At 64.8% G+C, this 20,148-nt stretch carries 17 protein-coding genes; 13 read left to right on the top strand and 4 right to left on the bottom strand.

The window, feature by feature from the left end; translation table 11 throughout:
* Nucleotides 1-156 precede the first annotated feature (156 nt).
* From KQ693_RS05195 to KQ693_RS05185, 3 genes are read left to right on the top strand one after another with little or no spacing between them, the layout of a single operon-like run.
* Nucleotides 157-1,437, top strand: a complete 1,281-nt coding sequence (locus KQ693_RS05195; protein ID WP_267262136.1) for a molybdopterin-dependent oxidoreductase — start codon at nt 157-159, stop codon at nt 1,435-1,437.
* A 10-nt stretch (nt 1,438-1,447) separates the two neighbouring features.
* Nucleotides 1,448-1,852, top strand: a complete 405-nt coding sequence (locus tag KQ693_RS05190; RefSeq protein WP_267262135.1) for a sulfide dehydrogenase — start codon at nt 1,448-1,450, stop codon at nt 1,850-1,852.
* On the top strand, nt 1,849-2,289 hold the full coding sequence (locus tag KQ693_RS05185; protein ID WP_267262134.1) for an MOSC domain-containing protein: 441 nt from the start codon (nt 1,849-1,851) through the stop codon (nt 2,287-2,289). The genes KQ693_RS05190 and KQ693_RS05185 overlap by 4 nt, the downstream gene beginning before the upstream one ends.
* A gap of 53 nt (nt 2,290-2,342) precedes the next feature.
* Here KQ693_RS05185 and KQ693_RS05180 read toward each other — a convergent pair whose 3' ends face one another.
* Nucleotides 2,343-4,001 (bottom strand): bifunctional metallophosphatase/5'-nucleotidase, encoded by a 1,659-nt coding sequence (locus KQ693_RS05180; RefSeq protein WP_267262133.1) that lies wholly within the window; start codon nt 3,999-4,001, stop codon nt 2,343-2,345.
* A 187-nt stretch (nt 4,002-4,188) separates the two neighbouring features.
* Here KQ693_RS05180 and glnA point away from each other — a divergent pair, with 187 nt between their 5' ends.
* The 10 genes from glnA (at nt 4,189) to KQ693_RS05130 (ending at nt 15,396) form a co-directional block, all read left to right on the top strand.
* Nucleotides 4,189-5,529 (top strand): type I glutamate--ammonia ligase, encoded by a 1,341-nt coding sequence (glnA, locus tag KQ693_RS05175; RefSeq protein WP_219760412.1) that lies wholly within the window; start codon nt 4,189-4,191, stop codon nt 5,527-5,529.
* A gap of 145 nt (nt 5,530-5,674) precedes the next feature.
* Nucleotides 5,675-6,847: a branched-chain amino acid ABC transporter substrate-binding protein gene (locus KQ693_RS05170; RefSeq protein ID WP_219760413.1), complete on the top strand. Its 1,173-nt coding sequence runs from the start codon at nt 5,675-5,677 to the stop codon at nt 6,845-6,847.
* A 65-nt stretch (nt 6,848-6,912) separates the two neighbouring features.
* Entirely contained in the window at nt 6,913-7,881 is a 969-nt protein-coding gene (locus KQ693_RS05165; protein WP_267262132.1) for a branched-chain amino acid ABC transporter permease, read from the top strand.
* The gene (locus KQ693_RS05160; RefSeq protein ID WP_219760415.1) at nt 7,878-9,206 is read left to right on the top strand and encodes a branched-chain amino acid ABC transporter permease; all 1,329 of its coding nucleotides are present in this window, start codon (nt 7,878-7,880) and stop codon (nt 9,204-9,206) included. Before KQ693_RS05165 ends, KQ693_RS05160 begins: the two co-directional genes overlap by 4 nt.
* A complete protein-coding gene (locus KQ693_RS05155) occupies nt 9,203-9,982 on the top strand; it encodes an ABC transporter ATP-binding protein (RefSeq protein WP_267262131.1) in 780 nt (259 codons plus the stop codon). Before KQ693_RS05160 ends, KQ693_RS05155 begins: the two co-directional genes overlap by 4 nt.
* Nucleotides 9,979-10,692 carry an ABC transporter ATP-binding protein gene (locus KQ693_RS05150; protein ID WP_267262130.1) on the top strand — a complete coding sequence of 238 codons (714 nt, stop codon included), beginning with the start codon at nt 9,979-9,981 and terminating at the stop codon, nt 10,690-10,692. The genes KQ693_RS05155 and KQ693_RS05150 overlap by 4 nt, the downstream gene beginning before the upstream one ends.
* A gap of 96 nt (nt 10,693-10,788) precedes the next feature.
* Nucleotides 10,789-12,372 (top strand): ABC transporter substrate-binding protein, encoded by a 1,584-nt coding sequence (locus KQ693_RS05145; protein ID WP_267262129.1) that lies wholly within the window; start codon nt 10,789-10,791, stop codon nt 12,370-12,372.
* Nucleotides 12,373-12,425: 53 nt separating this feature from the next.
* Nucleotides 12,426-13,436, top strand: coding sequence for an ABC transporter permease (locus KQ693_RS05140; RefSeq protein ID WP_267262128.1), 1,011 nt, complete (start codon nt 12,426-12,428; stop codon nt 13,434-13,436).
* Nucleotides 13,437-13,440: 4 nt separating this feature from the next.
* Nucleotides 13,441-14,289, top strand: a complete 849-nt coding sequence (locus KQ693_RS05135; RefSeq protein WP_015716416.1) for an ABC transporter permease — start codon at nt 13,441-13,443, stop codon at nt 14,287-14,289.
* Nucleotides 14,290-14,343: 54 nt separating this feature from the next.
* The gene (locus tag KQ693_RS05130; protein WP_267262127.1) at nt 14,344-15,396 is read left to right on the top strand and encodes a protease complex subunit PrcB family protein; all 1,053 of its coding nucleotides are present in this window, start codon (nt 14,344-14,346) and stop codon (nt 15,394-15,396) included.
* Here KQ693_RS05130 and KQ693_RS05125 read toward each other — a convergent pair.
* Genes KQ693_RS05125 through KQ693_RS05115 form a run of 3 tightly spaced genes read right to left on the bottom strand, consistent with a single transcriptional unit; the run spans nt 15,364 to nt 20,111 of the window.
* Nucleotides 15,364-16,536 (bottom strand): bifunctional folylpolyglutamate synthase/dihydrofolate synthase, encoded by a 1,173-nt coding sequence (locus KQ693_RS05125; protein ID WP_038030919.1) that lies wholly within the window; start codon nt 16,534-16,536, stop codon nt 15,364-15,366. The two genes, KQ693_RS05130 and KQ693_RS05125, sit on opposite strands and share 33 nt — an antisense overlap.
* A 3-nt stretch (nt 16,537-16,539) precedes the next feature.
* On the bottom strand, nt 16,540-18,366 hold the full coding sequence (locus KQ693_RS05120) for an ABC transporter ATP-binding protein (protein WP_015716413.1): 1,827 nt from the start codon (nt 18,364-18,366) through the stop codon (nt 16,540-16,542).
* Nucleotides 18,363-20,111, bottom strand: a complete 1,749-nt coding sequence (locus KQ693_RS05115) for an ABC transporter ATP-binding protein (protein WP_267262126.1) — start codon at nt 20,109-20,111, stop codon at nt 18,363-18,365. Before KQ693_RS05115 ends, KQ693_RS05120 begins: the two co-directional genes overlap by 4 nt.
* Nucleotides 20,112-20,148: the final 37 nt, after the last annotated feature.

The following is a 20,148-nucleotide window of genomic DNA, read 5'->3' as shown; positions in this document are numbered from 1 at the left end:
CTCTCGCATACACCCCTTAGCATGGGACTAAACCAGAGCCTACCCTAACTTGACACGGGTAAGGTTTGCCCTCTAGTATTGAAGCCACGAGGACTAGGGACAAACGTCTCTTGCTCATCCCCACGCTTTGTCTCTGTCCTCACAAGGGAGGGCCATATGGAAAAATCCATCAACCGTCGGTTATTGCTCAAGTTGCTGGGTGCTGGGGGGGCCCTGGCAACCCTGCGCCCCAGCCTGGCCCAGACCTCGGCCCAGGCGGAAACGCCCCTGCCTTCCTTCACCGGGCCCGGCCCCAACCCCTACTGGAACGGGGTTAACCCCTTTGTGGTCTACCCGCAGAAGCTCCCCCTTCTGCGCCTCACCGACCGCCCCGTCCAGCTGGAGACCCCCAGGCACTACTTCCGCACGGTCTTCACCCCCAACGAGGCGTTCTACGTGCGCTACCACCTGGACGAAATCCCCAACGAGATCGACCTCTCCAAGTGGCGCCTGAAGCTGGAAGGCAACTTCGCACGGCAGCTGGAGTTCAGCCTCGAGGACCTCATAACCAAGTTCAAGCCCGTATCCATTGCTGCTGTGAACCAGTGCTCCGGCAACTCCCGTAGCCGCTTCCAGCCCCGGGTGGCCGGGGGCCAGTGGGGCAACGGGGCCATGGGCAATGCCCTTTGGACGGGGGTGCGCCTCATGGACCTCCTGGAGGCCGCTGGGGTTAAGCCAGGGACCGTCCAGATTCAGTTCGAGGGCCTGGACCGGGGCAAGGGGCCGGAGAACCTGGGCTCGGGCCGCTTCATAAAGTCCCTGGACTGGGGCGACCCGGTGCTGGAGGAAACCATCCTGGCCTATGCCATGAACGGGGAGCCCCTGCCCATGCTCAACGGGTTCCCCGTGCGCCTGGTGGTACCCGGCAAGTTCGCCACCTACTGGCTGAAACACGTCACCTGGATCCGGGCCCTCACCGAGGAGGACAAGAACTTCTGGATGACCCCCGCCTACAAGGTTCCCGACACCCCCAACGGCTCCACCACCCCGGAGGACGTGGCGGCCGGCAAGGTCAAGATGGTCCCCATCGGCAAGGTGAACATGCCGGTCCGCTCCTTCATCATCGACCCCGACGGCTCAAGTCCCCTGGTGGTGGGCATGCCGGTGAAGGTGCGGGGCATCGCCTTCAGCGGCCATGGAAAGGTGGTCAAGGTGGAGGTTTCCACCGATGACGGCAAGACCTGGCGTACCGCGCTTCTCGGGCCGGATTACGGCAAGTACTCCTTCCGCACCTTCGAGTTCACCTGGCGGCCCAGCACACCTGGGACGCATGTGATTGCGGTTCGGGCCACGGACGAAAAGGGCAACACCCAGCCCGATACCCCCGTGTGGAACCCCGGCGGTTACATGTGGAACAAGATCGAGCGCCAGGAAGTGGTGGTCCTGGCAGCCAAATAGGAGGCGGCGGATGAAAAGGATCCTGATTTTAGTGGCCCTTCTTATGGCTGTAGGCTTGGTAGTGGCTGAGGTGCCGGGAACGGTGGCCGGCCAGTGGACCCAGGGCACCCTTGGAATGATTCTGCAGCCTGCTCCTGCGGCCGCAGGCGAGGGCACGACCATAAAGATCGGGGCCCTTCCCATGTACACGGCTGAGCTGGCCGAGGGCGAGGGGAAAGAACTGGTCATGGGCTACTGCTCCATCTGCCACAGCGTGACCTACATCACCATGCAACCTCCCCTTGCCAACTGGAAGCCCACCATGGACAAGATGATGAAGACCTTCGGTGCCGAAAAGTTCATTCCGCCGGATGCCGCGGAAAAGATCCTGGCCTACCTCCAGGCCCATTACACCCCCCAGACGCGCAAGCAATGAACCGGGTTGTTTCCCTCCACCTGGGGCTGGGCTCGGGGCTCCCCAAGCCCCGGGTGGAGGTCTTGGAACTGCTGGCGGGCTTCGGGGCCAAAGGGGACCGGCATGCGGGTAAGGACCCCGACCGGGCCGTCCTGGTGGCGGGGCTTCCCGCCTACGAGAAGGCCAGGGAAGCGGGCATCGACCTCCCCTTCGGGGCCCTGGGGGAAAACCTTCTCCTGGACCTGGATCCCCATGACCTGCCCCCGGGAACCCGGCTCCGGGTGGGGGAAGCTCTTTTGGAACTCGCCCAGGTGTGCACGGTCTGCTCCAGCCTCTCCCAGTTTGACCTGAGGCTTCCCAAGCTCCTCTATGGGGGCCGGGGTCTTTACGCCCGGGTGCTGGAAGGCGGTCTAGTTCGGGTGGGGGATCCCGTGCGCACCCTGGTCACCGCCGAATAGGCCTTCCGCAAGAAGGGTCCCGGGGACCGGTCCCCGGGGCCTTTGCCTCTGGCCTAAACCCCCACCCGCTCGGGAACCCGGTAGGCCCAGTAGGCGGGTTTTTCCCCTTTGGGTTCGTTGAGGATTTCTATCCGCCCCTCGAGGCCCGCCTCCACCTCCTTGAGCTCCTTGAGGTAGTCCATGAAGCTTTCCGCATCGCTGAAGCCGGTGTCCACCCTAAAGCCTTGGGCCTCCTTGAGCACGGTGAAGCCGTCGCCCCCGTTGGCGATGAAGTTGTTCACCACCACCCGGTAGGTGGCCTCGGGGTCCAGGGGCACATAGCCCTTCTCCGTCCTCACCTCCACCCGCACCACCCGGTCCCCTGCTGGCCGGGAAAGGTCAAAGGCGTAGCGCAGGCCGGAAACCTGGAGGAAGCGGCCCGCACCCTGCTCCCACTGGGAAACCCCGTTCTCCAGGGCCGCCTTGATCTCCCTGCCCTTTAGGTCCATCACCACCAAGGTGTTGCCGAAGGGCAGGACCTCGTAGACCTTGCCCACGGTGATGGGTCCCTTGGGGATGGTGGTGCGGATCCCCCCGCCGTTTTGCAGGGCGATCTGCACCCCGGCATTCCGGGTCTTCCAGACCATACCGTCGGCGATGAGGTTGCCCAGGTTGCTCTCCCGCTTGCGCACGATGGCCCTTTCGCCGATGAGGTCCACCTTGGCCTGGGCGATCACCTGGCCCATCAAGGCCATGACCGGTTGGGCGTAGGCCAGAAGGGCCTCCTTGGCGAAGAAGTCCTCGGGGGAAACCTCGGGGGTCATGAGGAGGGGCTCGCCCTTGTAGGCAAGGAGCTCCCCCTTGGCGTCAAAGGTGACCTCCAAGAGGCCCACCACCTTCCCCCACTCCCAGGCCTGCACCACCAACACGTCCTTGCCCTCCGGGTTCTTCACCACCGTGGGGTAGGGCCCCGCCGGGGCGAGCTCCTTGTGGGGAAAGCTCCCCAAAAGGGTGTGGGAGTGGCCGCCCACGATCACCTGCACGCCCACGAGCCTCCTGGCCAGCTTCAGGTCCTCCCCGTAGCCCAGGTGGGAGAGGACCACGATCTTGTTCACCCCCTTTTTCAGCAGCTCGTACACCGCCTTCTGGGCGGTTTCATAGGGATCCAGGAAGTCCACGGTGGGCCCCGGGTTGGCGATCTCCCGGGTGTCCGGGGTGGTGAGGCCGATCACCCCCACCTTTTCCCCGCCCACCGGCACCACGGCATAGGGGGTAAAGAGCCCCTTGAGCCTGGGCTCCCGCTCCACCCCCACGTTGGCGGACACCACCTTAAACCGGGCCCCCTTCAAAAACTCCGCCAAAGGACCCGGCCCCAGGTCGAACTCGTGGTTGCCCAGGGCCATGACCCGGTAAAGGGCCCGGTGCATGAAATACCGGTCCGCCAGGCCCCGGTACTGGTTGAAGTACAGGGTACCCTGGAAAACATCCCCGGCGTCCAGGAAGAGGAGGTTTTTCCGGCTGGCCCTAAGCCGGTCAAAAAAGGCGATCCGCTGGGCCACACCCCCCACCCTCACCTTCTTGCCGGAAAGGGTGAGCTCCATGGGCTCCAGGTGGGCATGGGTGTCGTTGGTGTGCACCAGGGTGAGGGTAAACCCCCCCTGGGCCCGCCCCAAGCCCAGGCCCGCCAAACCTAAAGCCGCTCCTGCCTTCAATACCTCGCGCCGCTTATACATACCCGACCTCCAGGCTTCAGTCTACTCAAGGCCAGGCCAGCTTAGGGTCAAGGACCACCAGGCCAGACCTTCCTTGATAGGTGATGGGATAAGGCTTGACAGTGTGCATATATTTGCTGTACACTTTGCGCAATCTGCTGGGGAAAAGGGGTGAATGCCCGGCCTCAGCAGGTCAAGGGGGTCAAAAATGGCGTACACCAAGGCGGAAATCCTTAAGGCGCTCAAGGCGGAGAAGGTCAAGTTCCTCAGGCTCCAGATCATCGACATCCTGGGCGTGGTGAAGAACGTGGAGGTCCCCGAGTCCCAGTTTGAGAAGGCCCTGGACGGGGAGATCATGTTCGACGGCTCCTCCATCGAGGGCTTCACCCGCATCGAGGAGTCCGACATGCTCCTCAAGCCTGACTACAACACCTTCGTCATCCTCCCCGATGGCCTGGAAGACCCCGCCCGTGGCCGGGTGGCCCGGCTCATCTGCGATGTGACCTACCCCGATGGCCGTCCCTTCGAGGGGGACCCGCGGTACGTGTTGAAGCGCCAGGTGGAGCGGCTTAAGAAGCTGGGCTTTGACAACATGTATGCGGGCCCCGAGCCGGAGTTCTTCCTCTTCCTCAGGACCCCCGAGGGCCTTCCCACCGTGGAAACCCACGACCGGGCGGGCTACTTCGACCTAGCCCCCATCGACAAGGGCGAGGAAGCCCGGCGGGACATGGTGAACGTCCTGGTGGCCATGGGTTTTGAGATCGAGGCCTCCCACCACGAGGTGGCCCCGGGCCAGCACGAGATCGACTTCAAGTATGCGGATGCCCTCACCACCGCCGATAACATCGCCACCTTCAAGTGGGTGGTGAAGAAGGTGGCCCTGAACCACGGCCTCCACGCCACCTTCCTCCCCAAGCCCATCCGGGGCATCAACGGCAGCGGCATGCACACCCACCTCTCCCTCTTCAAGAACGGGGAGAACGCCTTCTTCGACCCCAAGGCCGAGTACCAGCTTTCCAAGACCGCCCTCCACTTCATCGCTGGCCTTCTGGAGCACGCCGAGGGTATGGTGGCCATCACCAACCCTCTGGTGAACTCCTACAAGCGCCTCACCCCTGGGTACGAGGCCCCCACCAACATCGCCTGGTCGGCGGCCAATCGCTCGGCCATGATCCGCGTGCCCGCCCGACGGGGCGTGGGCACCCGGGCCGAGCTCAGGATGCCCGACCCCTCCTCCAACCCCTACCTGGCCCTGGCGGTCATGGCCGCGGCGGCCATCGACGGGATCGAGCGCAAGCTCCTCCCCCCGCCCCCCATCCAGCGAAACATCTACCACATGAGCGTGCGGGAACGGCGTAAGCACAAGATCCGCGAGCTTCCGGGCACGCTTAGGGAGGCGCTCGAGGCCCTGCGCAAGGACCCGGTGATCCGCGAGGCCCTCGGCGAACACGTGTATACCCACTTCCTCCAGGCCAAGCAGATGGAGTGGGACGACTACCGGGTCACGGTCCACCAGTGGGAACTGGACCAGTACCTGGCCACGTACTGAGGGCGGGTATCGGGTCCCTCCTCCTAAAGGAGGAGGGGCTGACCCATTGGTCAGGCATAAACTTACGCGGGGGCATTGACAAGAACCGGTACCCCCCCCTTAGAATGGGGCCGCAACGCGAGCGCGTGCTCTTAAGGAGGTGTATATGAGGAAAATCGGCTTTTTGGTAGCAGGTGTAGCCGCCCTGGGCATGGCCCTAGGCCAGGCCAACGTCATCAAGATCGCCACCCAGTCCCCCCTCTCCGGCCCCCAGGCGGCCTTGGGGGAGCAGATCAAGCTGGGGGCGGAGCTGGCCATCGAGGAGGCCAAGGCCAAGTTCAAGGCCCTGGGCTTTGACCTGGTCCTGGTGCCCTACGATGACCAGGCCAACCCCGACGTGGGCGTGGCCAACGCCAACCGCATCATCAACGACCCCGACATCCTGGGCGTGGTGGGCCACTTGAACTCCGGCGTGGCCATCCCCTCCAGCGAGGTTTACGCCCGGGTGAACCTGGTCATGGTTTCCCCCGCCAACACCAACCCCCGGGTCACCGACCGCAAGCTCCCCAACGTGAACCGCATCTGCGGGCGCGACGACGTCCAGGGGCCTGTGGGGGCGGAGTACGCCTTCAACAACCTGAAGGTGAAGAACGTCTTTATCATCCACGACAAGACCGCCTACGGCCAGGGCCTGGCGGAGGAGTTCAAGAAGCGCCTCGAGGCTCTGGGCGGCAAGGCGGTGGCCTTCGTGGGCACCGAGGAAACCTCCAACTTCGTGCCCATTATCAACCAGATCCGGGCGGCCCGGCCCGTGCCCGAGCTCGTCTACTTCGGGGGCATCTACAGCCAGATCGGCCCCTTTGTGAAGCAGCTTCGCGAGCGGGGGGTCAAGACCCGGCTCATGGGTGGGGACGGGTTGGACTCCAGCGAGTTCGTCCGCCTGGCGGGTAAGGAGAACGCCGCTGGCACCTTCTACACCACGGTGGCCGGCCCGGTTTCCGCCTTCCCCAAGGCCAAGGCCGTGGCCCAGCGCTTCAAGCAGAAGTACGGCAAGGACATGGAGGGCTTCGGCATCTACGCCTACGACTCCGCCAACGTGATCCTGGCCGCCCTCGAGGCCGCCATCAAGGCCGCGGGGGGCAAGAAGCCCACCCGGGAGCAGGTGGCTCAGGCGGTGCGCCAGGTGAAGATGGAAGGCCTGACCGGCACCATCGAGTTTGACGACAAGGGCGACAACAAGAAGGCCAAGTACTTCGTCATGCAGGTGGCCTCCACCGGCAACTGGGCCGACAACAAGCTGATCCGCGTCATCGAGATGGCCGCTCCAGGAGCCAAGTAAACTGGGATTCCAACCCAAGGGGGTGGCCTTTAGGCCACCCCCTTGGCCCGGAGAAAGGAGGCACCTTGCTGGAGCAAATCCTAGCCCTACTGCCCCAGGTGATCTTCGACGGGTTCATCCTGGGCTTCGTCTACGCCATGGTGGCCCTGGGGTACACCATGGTCTACGGCGTCTTGGAGCTCATCAACTTCGCCCACTCCGAGATCTTCATGATCGGGGCGGTGGTGGGGGTGGAGGTCTTCCGCTACCTGGCCCCCCAGGTGGAAAGCGGTTTCCTTCTTCTCCTTCTCGCCCTAATCCTGGGTGGGGTGGTGGCGGGGATCACCGCCATCCTGGTGGAGCGCTTCGCCTACCGCCCCTTGCGGGCCCGGGGCACCACCAACCGCCTGGTGCCCCTCATCACCGCCATCGGGGTTTCCTTCATCCTCCAGGACCTGGTGCGCTTCATTGAGGGCCTTTGGCACAACGAGTTCTTCCTGCGCATGCGTACCGTGGAGGACCTCGAGGGCTCGGTGAGCCTCTTTGGCGGGGCCATCTTCGCCCAGTCCAAGTCCTTTATCCTCATGGGGGTATCCATCCTCATGCTCTTGGGCCTCACCTACCTGGTGAACCGCACCAAGCTGGGGGTGGCCATCCGCGCCGTGGCCCAGGACCTCCACACCGCAAGCCTCATGGGCATAGACCCGGACCGCATCATCTCCCGCACCTTCCTCATCGGGGGATCCTTGGGGGGTGTGGCCGGGGTGCTCTTCGCCCTGCAGTACACCACCATCACCCCCTACGTGGGGTTCCTGCCCGGCATCAAGGCCTTCACCGCGGCGGTGCTGGGGGGTATCGGCAACATCCCGGGGGCCATGCTGGGCGGGCTCGTGCTGGGGCAGCTGGAAAACTTCTTCGGCACCTACCTTCCCATCCTCACAAACGGCAACTTCGGCACCGAGTATAAGGACGTGGTGGCCTTCCTCATCCTGATCTTCATCCTTCTGGTCAGGCCCCAAGGCCTTCTGGGACAGGTGGTCAAGGAGAAAGTATGAACGCCCTCTCCTTCCTTCTCAGCCTGGCCTACCTAGGCCTCGCCTTCCTGGCTCCAAGCCCGGTAAGCCACCTCTTCGGCCTGGCGGCCTTAGGGGTTACCGCCTTCCTGCGGCCTTCCCTGAACTGGCGAACCCTGAACCTGGCCCTCCTCACCCTGGCCTTCACCGTGGGCCTCATGCGCTCGGGGAACACCCTGGGCCTCATCGGCCTAGTGGGGATCCTGGTGGCCCTCACCACCCTGCCCCGCATCCCCACGGGAATCCGCGTACTCCTGGCCCTGGCCATCCTTCTCCTTTCCGTGCCCCTGGCGGGCTTCGCCAACACCTTCGTCTTTGAACTGGGCATCCAGATTGGCATCTACGCCGCCATGGCCCTGGGGCTCAACGTGGTGGTGGGGATGGCGGGGCTTCTGGACCTGGGCTACGCCGCCTTCTTCGCGGTGGGGGCCTACACCTGGGCCATCTTCGGCAGCGAGCAGGCCAAGAACTTCATGCAGGGCAACTTCCCCCTCCCCGGCGAGTACATGTACCTCTTCATGGGGATCGCCATCGTCACCACCGCCCTAACCGGTCTGGTCATCGGCCTTCCCGCCCTTAGGCTTCGCGGGGACTACCTGGCCATCGTCACCCTGGGCCTGGGGGAGGTGGTGCGGATCCTGGCCAACAACCTGGACCACCCCATCAACTTCACCAATGGTCCCCAGGGGATCACCCCTGTGCAACGCCCCCCCATCGACTGGTTCCGGCAGCTGATGGCCACCCTGGGGGTGCACCTGGACCGGACCACCGATTACCAGCTCTTCTTCTACTTCCTGGTCCTCCTCATGATCGGGCTGGTGGTGCTGGTGAACGTGAACCTGGCCAACTCCCGCTTCGGCCGGGCCTGGGTGGCCATCCGCGAGGACGAGGTGGCCGCCCGCTCCATGGGCATCCCCCTCCTGCCCACCAAGCTCCTGGCCTTCATGACCGGGGCCGCCTTCTCCGGGGTAATGGGGGTGATCTTCGCCGCCCAGCGCACCTTCGTATCCCCCGAGTCCTTCACCCTCTTGGCCTCCATCACCATCCTGGGCATGGTGATCCTGGGAGGGATGGGATCCATCCCCGGGGCCATCCTGGGCGCTGCGGCCCTCACCATCCTCAACCTGGACGTGCTCAAAACCTTCAGCGAGTTCGTGCGCACCAGCCTGCCCCAGATCCCCAACCAGGTGGATCCCGCCAAGTACGAGCGGCTGGTCTTCGGCCTTATCCTGGTGCTGATGATGATCTTCCGCCCGGAAGGCCTCATCCCTGAGAAGCGGCACCGGGCAGAGATGGAGGAAGCATGAAGGCCCTCGAGGTCACCCAGGCCACCAAGCGCTTCGGCGGTCTGGTGGCGGTGAACGACGTGAGCCTCAGCGTGAACCAGGGGGAGATCTTCTCCGTCATCGGCCCCAACGGAGCGGGCAAGACCACCTTCTTCAACCTCCTAACCGGCATCTACCCTCCCGATGAGGGAAGGATCCTCCTATTCGGGAAGGATATGACCGGCCTACCCCCGGACCGGATCGCCAAGGAAGGGGTAGGGCGCACCTTCCAGAACATCCGCCTCTTCGGGGCCATGACCGTGCTGGAAAACCTCCTGGTGGGCATGCACATCCACATCCACGTCCCCTACTTCCATGCGGTATTCCGCACCCCCCTGGCCCGCAAGGAGGAAAAGCGGGCCGAGGAGGAGGCCAAGAGGCTTTTGGAGTACGTGGGCCTCCTCCACCGCAAGGACGAGCTGGCCAAGAACCTGCCCTATGGGGAGCAACGAAAGCTGGAGATCGCCCGGGCCCTGGCCCTAAAGCCCAGGCTCCTCCTCCTGGACGAGCCTGCGGCGGGCATGAACCCCCGGGAAACCGAGGAGCTCCAGGCCTTCATTCAGCGCCTCAGGGAGGAGTTGGGGGTCACCATCGTTCTTATCGAGCACGACATGCGCCTGGTCATGCGCATCTCCGACCGCATCGCCGTGCTGGAGTACGGCTCCAAGATCGCCGAGGGGACCCCGGAAGAGGTGCGTACCAACCCCAGGGTCATCGAGGCCTACCTGGGCAAGGGGGCTGCGGGAGGTGCGGCATGAGCCTTCTGGAGCTTAGGGACGTCCACACCTACTATGGCCACATCCACGCCCTCAAGGGCATCTCTCTGAGGGTGGAGGAGGGGGAGATCGTGACCCTTATCGGCTCCAACGGGGCGGGCAAGAGCACCACCTTGCGCACCATCAGCGGCCTGGTCAAGCCCCGACAGGGGGAGGTCCTCTTCCAGGGAAGACCCATCCACCGCCTCCCCGCCCACCAGATCGTGGCCCTAGGGGTAGGCCACGTGCCCGAGGGGCGGAAGATCTTCCCCCGCCTCACCGTGGAGGAGAACCTGGAGATCGGGGCCTACCTGGAAAACGACCGCAAGGTGGTGCAGAAGCGTAAGGAGGAGGTGTTTGCCCTCTTCCCCCGCCTCTACGAGCGCCGGGCGCAGAAGGGGGGCACCCTGTCGGGCGGGGAGCAGCAGATGCTGGCCATCGGCCGGGCCCTGATGCAAAACCCCAGGATCCTCCTCATGGACGAGCCCTCCATGGGCTTGGCCCCGGTGCTGGTGGATTTCATCTTTGAAACCATCCAAAAGCTGAACCGGGAGGGTAAGACCATCCTCTTGGTGGAGCAAAACGCCCGCCTGGCCCTGCAGATCGCCCACCGGGGCTACGTCTTGGCCACGGGGGAGATCACCCTGGAAGGCCCGGCCCGCAACCTGGCGCAAAACCCCGAGGTGCAGAAGGCCTACCTGGGGGAAGGTTAGGCCGCGTCCCTTGCCTTATACCCAGGCTTGCGCTCCCTTATGGGAGCGCTTTATACTTGGTCCGGATCAAAGGGGAATACCCCGGAAAGGAGTGGTATGAAGAGGAAAATCCTTCTCGGCCTTGTGGTCGCCCTGGGCCTGGGGCTTGCTCAAAAGACCCTGGTCTTCGGCTCCAACGGGGAGCCGGTGAGCCTCGAGCCCGGCAACATCACCGACGGCATCTCCATCTACGTGCAACGGCAGATCTACGACACCCTGGTGGACTTTAAGCCCGGCTCCACCGAGGTGACCGCTGGGCTGGCCACCAGCTGGTTCAGCTCCCCGGATGGCAAGGTCTGGACCTTCCGCCTGCGCCAAGGGGTCAAGTTCCAGGACGGTACCGAGCTGGATGCGGAGGCGGTCAAGTTCAACATCGAGCGCTGGTGGGACCCCAAGAACCCCACCCGCATCGACGCCGCCGCCCGGTACGAGATCTGGCCTGAGCTCTTTGGGGGCTTCAAGGGCGATCCCGGCTCCATCCTGAAGGATATCCAGGTGGTGGACAAGTACACCATCCGCTTCATCCTTAACCAGCCCTTCCCCGCCTTCCCTGCCGCCATCGGCTCGGGCTACTTTGGCATCGCCAGCCCCGCCGCCATCAAGAAGGATGGGGCCAAGTACGGCTCCCCTACGGGAAGCGCCGTGGGCACGGGCCCCTTCCGCCTGGTGGAGTGGCGCCCCGGGGAGCAGGTGGTCCTGGAAAAGAACCCCACCTACTGGAAGAAGGGCTTCCCCAAGGTGGACCGGGTGGTCTTCCGGGTTATCAAGGACCCCGCCGCCCGCCTGGCGGCCCTGAAGGCCGGCACCATTGACTTCACCACCGACATCCCACCCGCCAACCTCAAGGACCTGGAGGCGGACCGCAACCTGGACGCCGTCTTCCGTCCCTCCTTCAACGTGGGCTACCTGGCCCTGAACCCCTCCCACAAACCCCTCTCCGATCCCCGGGTCAGGCAGGCCATCGCCATGGCGGTGAACAAGAAGGCCATCGTCCAGGCCTTCTGGGGCAAGCTGGGGCTCACCGACGGCCACTTCACCCCGCCCTCCATGAAGGCCTTCCAATCCCCCAAGGTCACGGACTTCGAGTTCAACCCGCAGAAGGCCAAAGCGCTCCTGGCGGAGGCCGGGTACCCCAACGGGTTTGACCTGGAGCTTTGGTACATGCCCGTCTCCCGGCCCTACTTCCCCACCCCCAAGGAGATCGCCGAGGCCATGGCCGCTGACCTCTCCGCCATCGGCATCCGGGTCAAGCTCCAGACCAAGGACTGGGCCAGCTACCTGGCGGACCGCAAGAAGGCCCCTGGCTTCCAGGCCTACATGCTGGGCTGGACCGGGGATTACGGTGACCCGCAGAACTTCTACGATCCCCACTTCGCCTGCCCCATCGCCGACCTCTTCGACAGCGCAGGCAAGCCCCTTTGCGTGAAGGAGCTCGGCGACATCCTCACCAAGGCCGCCACCACGCCGAACCTCGAGGAGCGCAAGCGCCTCTACCAGCAGGCGGACGAGATCACCTTCAACCTGGCCCTCCGCATCCCCATCGTCCACTCCCAGCCCCTCCTGGCCAAGCGCAAGAACATCTCCGGCTGGGTGCCGAGCCCCTTGGGTTCCGAATCCTTTGAGAGCATAGAGAAGCGCTAAGCGCTTCCGCCCCGGACCCCCTGCGGGGGGTCCGGGCTTTTTGAGGCGGACAAATGTGGAGCTACGTTTTGCGACGCCTGCTGGGCTTGGTCCCCGTCCTCTTCGGGATCACCCTTTTGGTCTTTCTGTTCCTGCAGCTCATCCCCGGCGACCCCGCCCAAGCCATCCTCGGGGAACGGGGCACCCCGGAGCAGCTTGCCGCCCTTCGGGAAAAGCTCGGGCTCAACAAGCCCCTATACGTCCAGTACCTCACCTTTGTCAAAAACATCCTCACCGGGGACCTGGGCACCAGCGCCGTGTCCACCATTCCCGTGGCCGAGGAGCTGAAAAGGCGCTGGCCCGCCACCTTTGAGCTGGCCCTGGCCGCCACCTTGGTGGCGGTGATCTTTGGAATCCCCGTGGGCATCCTGGCGGCGGTACGGAAAAATAGCCTTCTGGACACGCTTTCCATGAGCCTCTCCCTGGTGGGGGTTTCCATGCCGGTCTTCTGGCTAGGCCTCCTCCTGGTCTATCTCTTCGCCGTGAACCTGCACTGGTTGCCCACGGGGGGAAGGCTTTCCACCGACTTGGCCATAGATTTCCGGCCCATCACCGGTTTCCTGGTCCTGGACGGGATGCTGGCCCTGAAACCCGAGGTCCTGATGGATGCCCTCAGGCACCTGATCCTCCCCGCCCTCACCCTGGGTACCATCCCCTTGGCCATTCTCACCCGCATCACCCGTAGCGCCATGCTGGAGGTGCTCTCCCAGGATTACGTGCGCACCGCCAGGGCCAAGGGTTTGGCGGAGCGCCAGGTGATCCTGAAGCACGCCCTAAAGAACGCCCTCCTGCCCGTGGTCACCATCATCGGCCTGCAGTTCGGTACCCTTTTGGGCGGGGCCATCCTCACGGAAACCATCTTCTCCTGGCCGGGCATAGGCTCCTACATCTACGAGGGCATCCTCAACCGCGACTACCCCGTGGTCCAGGCCGGGGTGCTGGTGGTGGCCACGGTCTTCGTCCTGGTCAACCTCCTGGTCGACCTCTCCTACGCCCTTTTGGACCCTCGCATCCAGTACAGGTGAACCCATGGAAACCCCCACCCGTCAGGCTCTTCGGCGTTTCCTGAAATCGCCTTCCGGCAAGGTGGGCCTGGTTTTGACCCTCTTCCTGGTCCTTCTGGCCCTGTCCATCCCCTTGCTGAAGCCCTATGACCCCACCACGGACCGGGACTACCTGAACCGGCTCAAGCCCCCCACCCTGGAACACCCCTTCGGCACCGACCACCTGGGGCGGGATGTCTTCACCCGGGTCCTCCACGGTAGCCGCATCTCCCTCCAGGTGGGCGTGATCTCGGTAAGCATCGGCCTTTTCCTGGGTACCCTCCTGGGCCTCCTGGCCGGGTTCTACCGGGGAAGGACCGAGCTTCTCATCGGCTGGCTTGCCGACCTGCTCCTGGCTTTTCCCGGAACCCTTTTGGCCATCGCCATCGTGGCGGTTTCCGGCCCCAGCCTGCAAAACGCCATGCTGGCCATCGGCATCGTGCAGGTGCCCGTCTACATCCGCCTGGCCCGCTCCATGGTCCTCTCCTTAAGGGAGCTGGACTTCGTGCAGGCGGCCATCGCCCTGGGGGCGGGGAATGGACGGATCCTCTTTCGCCACATCCTCCCGGGTACCCTGGCCCCCCTGGTGGTGCAGGCTACCTTGTCCATCGGCACCGCCACCCTCGAGGCCGCCGCCTTGGGCTTTCTGGGCCTTGGGGCCCAGCCCCCTGCTCCCGAGTGGGGAGCCATGATCGCCGACAGCTTCAAGGGAGGCTACGCCATGAACGCCCCCTGGACCATGATCTTCCCGGGGCTTTTCATCATGCTCACCGTTTTGGCCTTCAACCTCCTGGGGGATGGCCTCAGGGACGCCCTGGACCCGAGAAGCCGCTAAAGGCTAAAGGCGGCCTTAAGAAGGAAGCAAGCTCCAAAGGGGTATCATGGAACCATGAGAAAAGGCTTCCTCTTTCTCCTGCTCTTTTTGCCTCTCCTCAGCGCCTGCGAGCTTCTGGAAGGCACGGGCTACCGGGTGGCCGAGGCCCAGCTCCTCTTCCCTGAGGCCACGGAGCGCTGGACCTACTTCTACGGGGAGCCCCGGGAGGTCCGGCTCGGCACCCAGGTCCTCCGCCTGGAAAAGGCCTCGGGGGAAAGCCTCTGGGCGGTGCCGGGAGCCCTTTGGGTGGGGGGAAATCCCGTGCTCAGGGAGGTGGGACCTGCCCTCCGCCCCTTGGCCGAGGCGGTGCGGGGAATCCAGGGGAGCCTCCTCGAGGTCCGGGCCCAGGCCAACCTGCGCGCCACCTGGTTCTACGACGGGGTAGGCTGGGTCAGGCTTACGGGGAGCCTGAGGGAAGGGGAAAGCCGGAGCCTGGTCCAGCCCGCCCAGTACCAGACCCCGGACCTCTACGCCTTCACCGGGACGGAAACCCAGGTCCTCCTCCGGGAGATCCTGGCCCGGCGGGGGGGAAGGCAGGTGGTGGTCTTTGAGCTTTCCGATCCCGTCTTAAGGCCCCTGGCCTTTGACCCCATCCCCGATGGTTACCGGGTGGGGGCTCTGCAGGTGCAGTACGGGCTTAGAGTGGAGGTGGTGACCCCACCCCCTCCCGCCTACCGCATCCTGGAACGCGGGGCCAATGCCGCCTACCAGGAAACCGAGCCCAAGGCCTTTCTGGCCAACAATCCCACCCGCTTCGCCGAGGTCTGGAACCTGGTGGTGGCGAACCGCATCCCCCGCCCACCCGCCCCTAGCGTGGACTTCCGCACGAGGAGCGTGGCCGCCTTCTTCTGGGGCTTAAAGCCCACCGGGGGGTATGGCCTCGAGGTGGTGGGGGTTACCTATGCGGGCGGAACCGCCCGGGTCATCCTGAACCTGCAAAGCCCACGGCCCGGGGCCATCGTCACCCAGGCCCTCACCAGCCCGTACGTGATCCTGGAGCTGGAACGGGTGAGCCGCGTGGTCTTCACCGATCCCTCAGGGCGGGTCCTGGCCGAAGCGCGGGAGTAGCCTACCCCTTAAGGCGCCCACCAGGTACAAGGAGCCCGTGGCCAAAACGGGAACGCCATCCCCTTGCGCCGCCTTGACGGCCTCCCCCAAGGCCTCCCAGGGATCCTCAAAAAAGGGTTCCCCAAGCTCCCTTCCCAAGGCCCCCTCCCCCGCCCGGGTGTAGCGGACGCTTCTGGCCTTGGGAAGGAGGTGGGCCAGAACCCCCTTCACGTCCTTCCGGGGAAAGGCCCCAAAGACCAGATGGTAGGCGGAAAGCTCCCGGCTAAGGGCCAGGGCTGCCGGGGGATTGTGGGCTCCATCCAGGTACACCTCCACCCCCTCCAAAAGGAAGCGCTCCAGCCGGCCTGGATGCCTTGCCTCCCGAAGCCCTTGGGCAATGGCCTCCTCGGGGAATCCGAGGAGCCTCAAGGCCGCTGCCGCCAGCCGGGCGTTCTCCTCCTGGAAGGCCCCCTTCAGGACCGGTGGCGCAGGCAGGGCAAAAAGAGGGTCCAGGGGGTCCAGAAGGTAAAGGGGGCTTCCCCGGGTGCGGGCCACTTCCCGCACCACCTCCAGGCCTACCCCCCTGGCCCCGGTGACCACCGGCACCCCTTTGCGGAAGGCTCCCGCCTTTTCCCGGGCCACGGCCTCCAGGCTCCCCCCCAGGGCCTCCAGGTGGTCCTCTCCCACGTTGGTGAGCACGGTGAGGGCCACCCGGGGAAGGATGTTGGTGGCATCCCTCTCCCCTCCCACCCCCGCCTCCACCGCCGCAAAGGCCACGCCCCGCTTTTGGAAATGCTGAAAGGCCAAGGCGGTGGCGAGGTCAAAAAACCCCGGGGGCTCGGGCCAGGCCTCCCCCCTGGCCCACACCACGAACTCCACCACCTCCTCCTCGAGGATCCACCCTCGGTGGGTGCGGATCCTCTCCCGGAAGTCCATGAGGTGGGGGCTGGTATAGGCTCCATAGGGAAGCCCTGCGGCGCGGAAGGCCGCCTCCAGGTAGGCCACCACGCTTCCCTTTCCGTTGGTGCCCAGGACGTGCACCGCCTGAAAAGCCTCCTCCGGGTGCCCGAGGCGTTCCAGGAGGGTCCTAATCCGGCTTAGGCCCCGCTCTCCCTGGCGGCGCTGGGCGAAGAGCCACCCCGTGGCCTCCCGGTAGGTCATGGCCTAGCCCTCCGCATACTGGAGCCGGTACAAGGTGGCATAGTAGCCCCCTTTCTGGAGGAGCTCCTCGTGGGTACCCTCCTCCACCAGGCGCCCTTTTTTGAAGACCAGGATGCGATCCACCCGGCGGATGGTGGAAAGGCGGTGGGCGATGATAATGGAGGTCCTCCCCTCCATGGCCCTGTAGAGGGCCTCCTGTAAGCGCCTTTCCGTTTCCGAATCCACGTTGGCCGTGGCCTCATCCAGGATAAGGAGGATATCCGGGTTGGCCAGAAGGGCCCGGACCAAGGCCAGAAGCTGCTTTTCCCCCGTGGAAAGCCCTGCCCCCCTCTCCCCCACCCGGGTGTGGTAGCCCTGGGGTAGGCGCAAAATGGCCTCGTGCACCCCCAAAAACCGGGCCACCTCCACCACCTTCTCCTCGGGGATGGTCTCGTCAAAAAGGCGCAGGTTGTCCAGAATGGTGCCCGAGAAGAGGAAGGGATCCTGGAGCACGATCCCCACGTGCCGCCTTAGGTCCTCCTGGCGGTAGTTCCGCACATCCTCCCCATCGATGAGCACCCGGCCCCTTTGGGGGTCGTAGAAGCGGGCGATGAGGCTCACCACGCTGGTCTTGCCCGCCCCCGTGGCCCCCACCAGGGCCACCTTCTCTCCCCTGGCGATGCGGAAGGAAACCCCCTTGAGCACCCAGTCCTTGTCCGTGGGCTCCACGCCCTTGGGGGTATAGGCCAGCCAGACCTCGCGAAACTCCACCTCCCCCCGGAAGCGGGCGATGGGCTTGGGGTTTTCCGGGTCCTTGAGCTCCTCCTCCGTGTCCAAAACCCCGAAGATGCGCTCGGCGCTGGCCATGGCTCCCTGGAAGAGGTTGAACTTATCCGAAAGGTCCTGCAGGGGCTGGAAAAGCTGGCGGGTGTAGTCCACAAAGGCCACCAGAAGCCCCAGGGTGGCCACCCCCCGCACCACCTCACCCCCGCCGTAGAAGAGGAGGCCCGCCACCGCCAGATCCCCCAGGAACCCCACCACGGGAAAGAAGAGGGCAAACCAGCGCACGATCTCCACCCAGGCCCTAAGGAGGTCCCGGCTCAGGCGGTCAAACTTCTCCTCCCGTTCCCTTTCCTTCACGAAAAGCTGGATGGTTTCCACCCCGGAAAGGTTTTCCTGCAGGGCGGCGTTCAAGCGGGCCAGGCGCAGGCGCATCTCCCGGTAAGCGGTGCGCATGCCGTTCCGCACCCAGGCGGTGACCCAGAGGAGCACGGGCACCACCAGGAGGACCACCAGGGTGAGCTTGGGGCTTAAGACCATCATGAAGGCCAAGAGGCCCAGGATGGTAAAGAAGTCGGCGATGACCCCCACGAGCCCCCCGGTGATGAACTGGTTGATGGCGTCCACGTCGGAGGTGATGCGGGTCATGAGGCGGCCCACGGGGTTTTTGTCGTAAAAGCCCGGGTGGAGGCGCATGAGCTTGCCGAAGAGGGCGCTCCTTAAGTCGAAGAGCACCCTTTGCCCCACCCACTGGATCAGGTAGGTCTGGCCGTAGGTGGCGGCGAAGTTAACCCCCCGCACCAGGAGGAAGCCCAGGCTCACCCAAAGGAGAAGGGCAAAGCGCTCCGCCAGGGGCTTGGCTTCCTTGGGAACCAGGGCCCCGTCGATGGCCCACTTGAAGAAGAGGGGGGTGAGGGCGGCGGTGAGGGTGGTGAGGAGGAGGAAGAGAAGGGCCAAGGCCACCTGGGCCCGGTAGGGCCTCACGTACTGGAGGATGCGGGCGAAGAGGACCCGGTCAAAGGCCTTGGTGTAGGCGTCCTCCTGCTCCCTATGGGAGGCATCCTGGCTCATCCCTCCACCTCCCCTTCCACCTCCATGCGCTGGATGCGGTCCAGCTCGGCATAGAGGCCCCCGGCCTCGAGGAGGCTTTCATGGGTGCCCTCCTCCACGATCCTTCCCTCGTCCAGAACGATGATCCAGTCCGCATGGCGCAGGGTGGCGGTGCGGTGGGAGATGAGGAAGGTGGTCTGGCGGCCCAGGACCCCTTTCAAGCCCTGAAGGATCCTGGCCTCGGTTTCCGTGTCCACGGCGCTTAGGGCATCGTCCAGGATGAGGATCTTGGGCCCCTTGGCCAAGGCCCGGGCCAGGGCCACCCGCTGCCGCTGGCCACCCGATAGGGTCACCCCCCGCTCCCCCAGCACGGTTTCGTACCCCCTGGGGAAGGCGAGGATCTCCTCGTGGATGCCGGCAAGCCTCGCCGCCCACTCCACCCGCTCCCGATCCAGGGTTTCCAAACCGAAGGCGATATTTTCCAGAATAGTTTCGCTAAATAGGAAGGGCTCCTGGGGGACCACCCCCACCGCCTGGCGCAGGGTGGCCAGGGGGATCCTCCGCGCCTCATACCCCCCCACGTAAACCCGTCCCTCCGTGGGGTCCAAAAGGCGGGGTACGAGGGCGGCAAGGAGGCTTTTCCCCGAGCCCGTGCGCCCGGTGATCCCCAGGGTCATGCCTTCGGGGACGGTGAGGGTGAGGTCTTTAAGAAGCCAGCGCCCATCCCGCCAAAGCCCCACCCCCTCGAGGCGCACCTCCCCGGAAAGATCGGCCACGGAAAGGGGCAAGGGATCCTCGTCGCGAACGGCGGGCTCCCGGTCCAGAAGCTCCAAAAGCCTTTTCAAGCTGGTAAAACCCCGCTGGTACATGGCCATCACCCAGCCGAGGCCCAGAATGGGCCAGGTGAGCTGGGCCAAATAGGCGTTGAACTGCACCAGCTGGCCCACGCTCATCTCCCCCCGGACCACCATCCCCCCGCCCACCCAGAGGACGGTGAGAAAGGCAAACCCCATGAGAAAGCCCAGCAGGGCCTGCATGGGCCCCTCCACCTTGGCCAGGGCCAGGCTCTTGCCCATGTAGATGCGGTTCAGCTCCTGGAAGCGGGATAACATGCGCCCTTCCAGGGCATACCCCTTCACCACCCGGATGCCGCTGAAGGCCTCCTGGGCCAGGGTGCTGATCTGGTCAAAGGCCTCCTGGGCCTCCCGGTAGCGGCGGTCGATAAGGCGCAGGAGGTAGAACATGGCCAGGGCGATGAAGGGAAGGATCAGGCTGAGGTAAAAGGCCAGCCTGACGTTCACCGCATACATGGAGAAGAAGGCCAGGAGGACCAGGAAGGAAAGGCGGCTACCCATCATGATCCCCGGCCCCACCATCTCCCGCACCGCGGAGAGATCGCTGTTCAAGCGGTTCATCAGGTCCCCCACCCGGGTGGCGTGGTAGAAGGAGCGGTCCAGGCGGAGAAGGTGGTGGAAGAGATCCTTCCTGAGGTCGTACTCCACCAGGCGGCTGGCCACCACCGCCAGCCGGCGCATGAAGAAGGAGAGAAGGGCGCTGATCCCGGCGGAAACCAGCAAAAGGGAAGCGTAGCGCCCGTAGGGCCCGCCATGACCCAAGGCATCCACGGCCAGGCGCAGGAAGTAGGGGCCCAGCACGAAAAAGAAGATGGAAAGAAGGCCCAGCAGGACTCCCAGGGCGTACCGCCCCCGGTAAGGGTAGAGGTAGGCCCCCAGGCGGCGGAGGGGAGCGACTGACCAACCGGTCATAGCCATGAGTTTACCCCAAATCCGGGCGGGCAGAAAA

Origin of the sequence: Thermus brevis (assembly GCF_026427635.1) — a bacterium.
GTDB classification, from domain to species: Bacteria; Deinococcota; Deinococci; order Deinococcales; family Thermaceae; genus Thermus; species Thermus antranikianii.
The sequence above is the reverse complement of the archived record's forward strand: the minus strand, read 5'-3'. Positions and strand labels throughout refer to the sequence as shown.

Coding starts and splice junctions, on each gene's coding strand:
- KQ693_RS05190 (WP_267262135.1), top strand. CDS start 1,448: ATGAAAAGGATCCTGATTTTAGTGGCCCTTCTTATGGCTGTAGGCTTG.
- glnA (WP_219760412.1), top strand. CDS start 4,189: ATGGCGTACACCAAGGCGGAAATCCTTAAGGCGCTCAAGGCGGAGAAG.
- KQ693_RS05120 (WP_015716413.1), bottom strand. CDS start 18,366: ATGAGCCAGGATGCCTCCCATAGGGAGCAGGAGGACGCCTACACCAAG.
- KQ693_RS05155 (WP_267262131.1), top strand. CDS start 9,203: ATGAAGGCCCTCGAGGTCACCCAGGCCACCAAGCGCTTCGGCGGTCTG.
- KQ693_RS05195 (WP_267262136.1), top strand. CDS start 157: ATGGAAAAATCCATCAACCGTCGGTTATTGCTCAAGTTGCTGGGTGCT.
- KQ693_RS05150 (WP_267262130.1), top strand. CDS start 9,979: ATGAGCCTTCTGGAGCTTAGGGACGTCCACACCTACTATGGCCACATC.
- KQ693_RS05160 (WP_219760415.1), top strand. CDS start 7,878: ATGAACGCCCTCTCCTTCCTTCTCAGCCTGGCCTACCTAGGCCTCGCC.
- KQ693_RS05125 (WP_038030919.1), bottom strand. CDS start 16,536: ATGACCTACCGGGAGGCCACGGGGTGGCTCTTCGCCCAGCGCCGCCAG.
- KQ693_RS05130 (WP_267262127.1), top strand. CDS start 14,344: ATGAGAAAAGGCTTCCTCTTTCTCCTGCTCTTTTTGCCTCTCCTCAGC.
- KQ693_RS05185 (WP_267262134.1), top strand. CDS start 1,849: ATGAACCGGGTTGTTTCCCTCCACCTGGGGCTGGGCTCGGGGCTCCCC.
- KQ693_RS05115 (WP_267262126.1), bottom strand. CDS start 20,111: ATGACCGGTTGGTCAGTCGCTCCCCTCCGCCGCCTGGGGGCCTACCTC.
- KQ693_RS05170 (WP_219760413.1), top strand. CDS start 5,675: ATGAGGAAAATCGGCTTTTTGGTAGCAGGTGTAGCCGCCCTGGGCATG.
- KQ693_RS05145 (WP_267262129.1), top strand. CDS start 10,789: ATGAAGAGGAAAATCCTTCTCGGCCTTGTGGTCGCCCTGGGCCTGGGG.
- KQ693_RS05135 (WP_015716416.1), top strand. CDS start 13,441: ATGGAAACCCCCACCCGTCAGGCTCTTCGGCGTTTCCTGAAATCGCCT.
- KQ693_RS05180 (WP_267262133.1), bottom strand. CDS start 4,001: ATGTATAAGCGGCGCGAGGTATTGAAGGCAGGAGCGGCTTTAGGTTTG.
- KQ693_RS05140 (WP_267262128.1), top strand. CDS start 12,426: ATGTGGAGCTACGTTTTGCGACGCCTGCTGGGCTTGGTCCCCGTCCTC.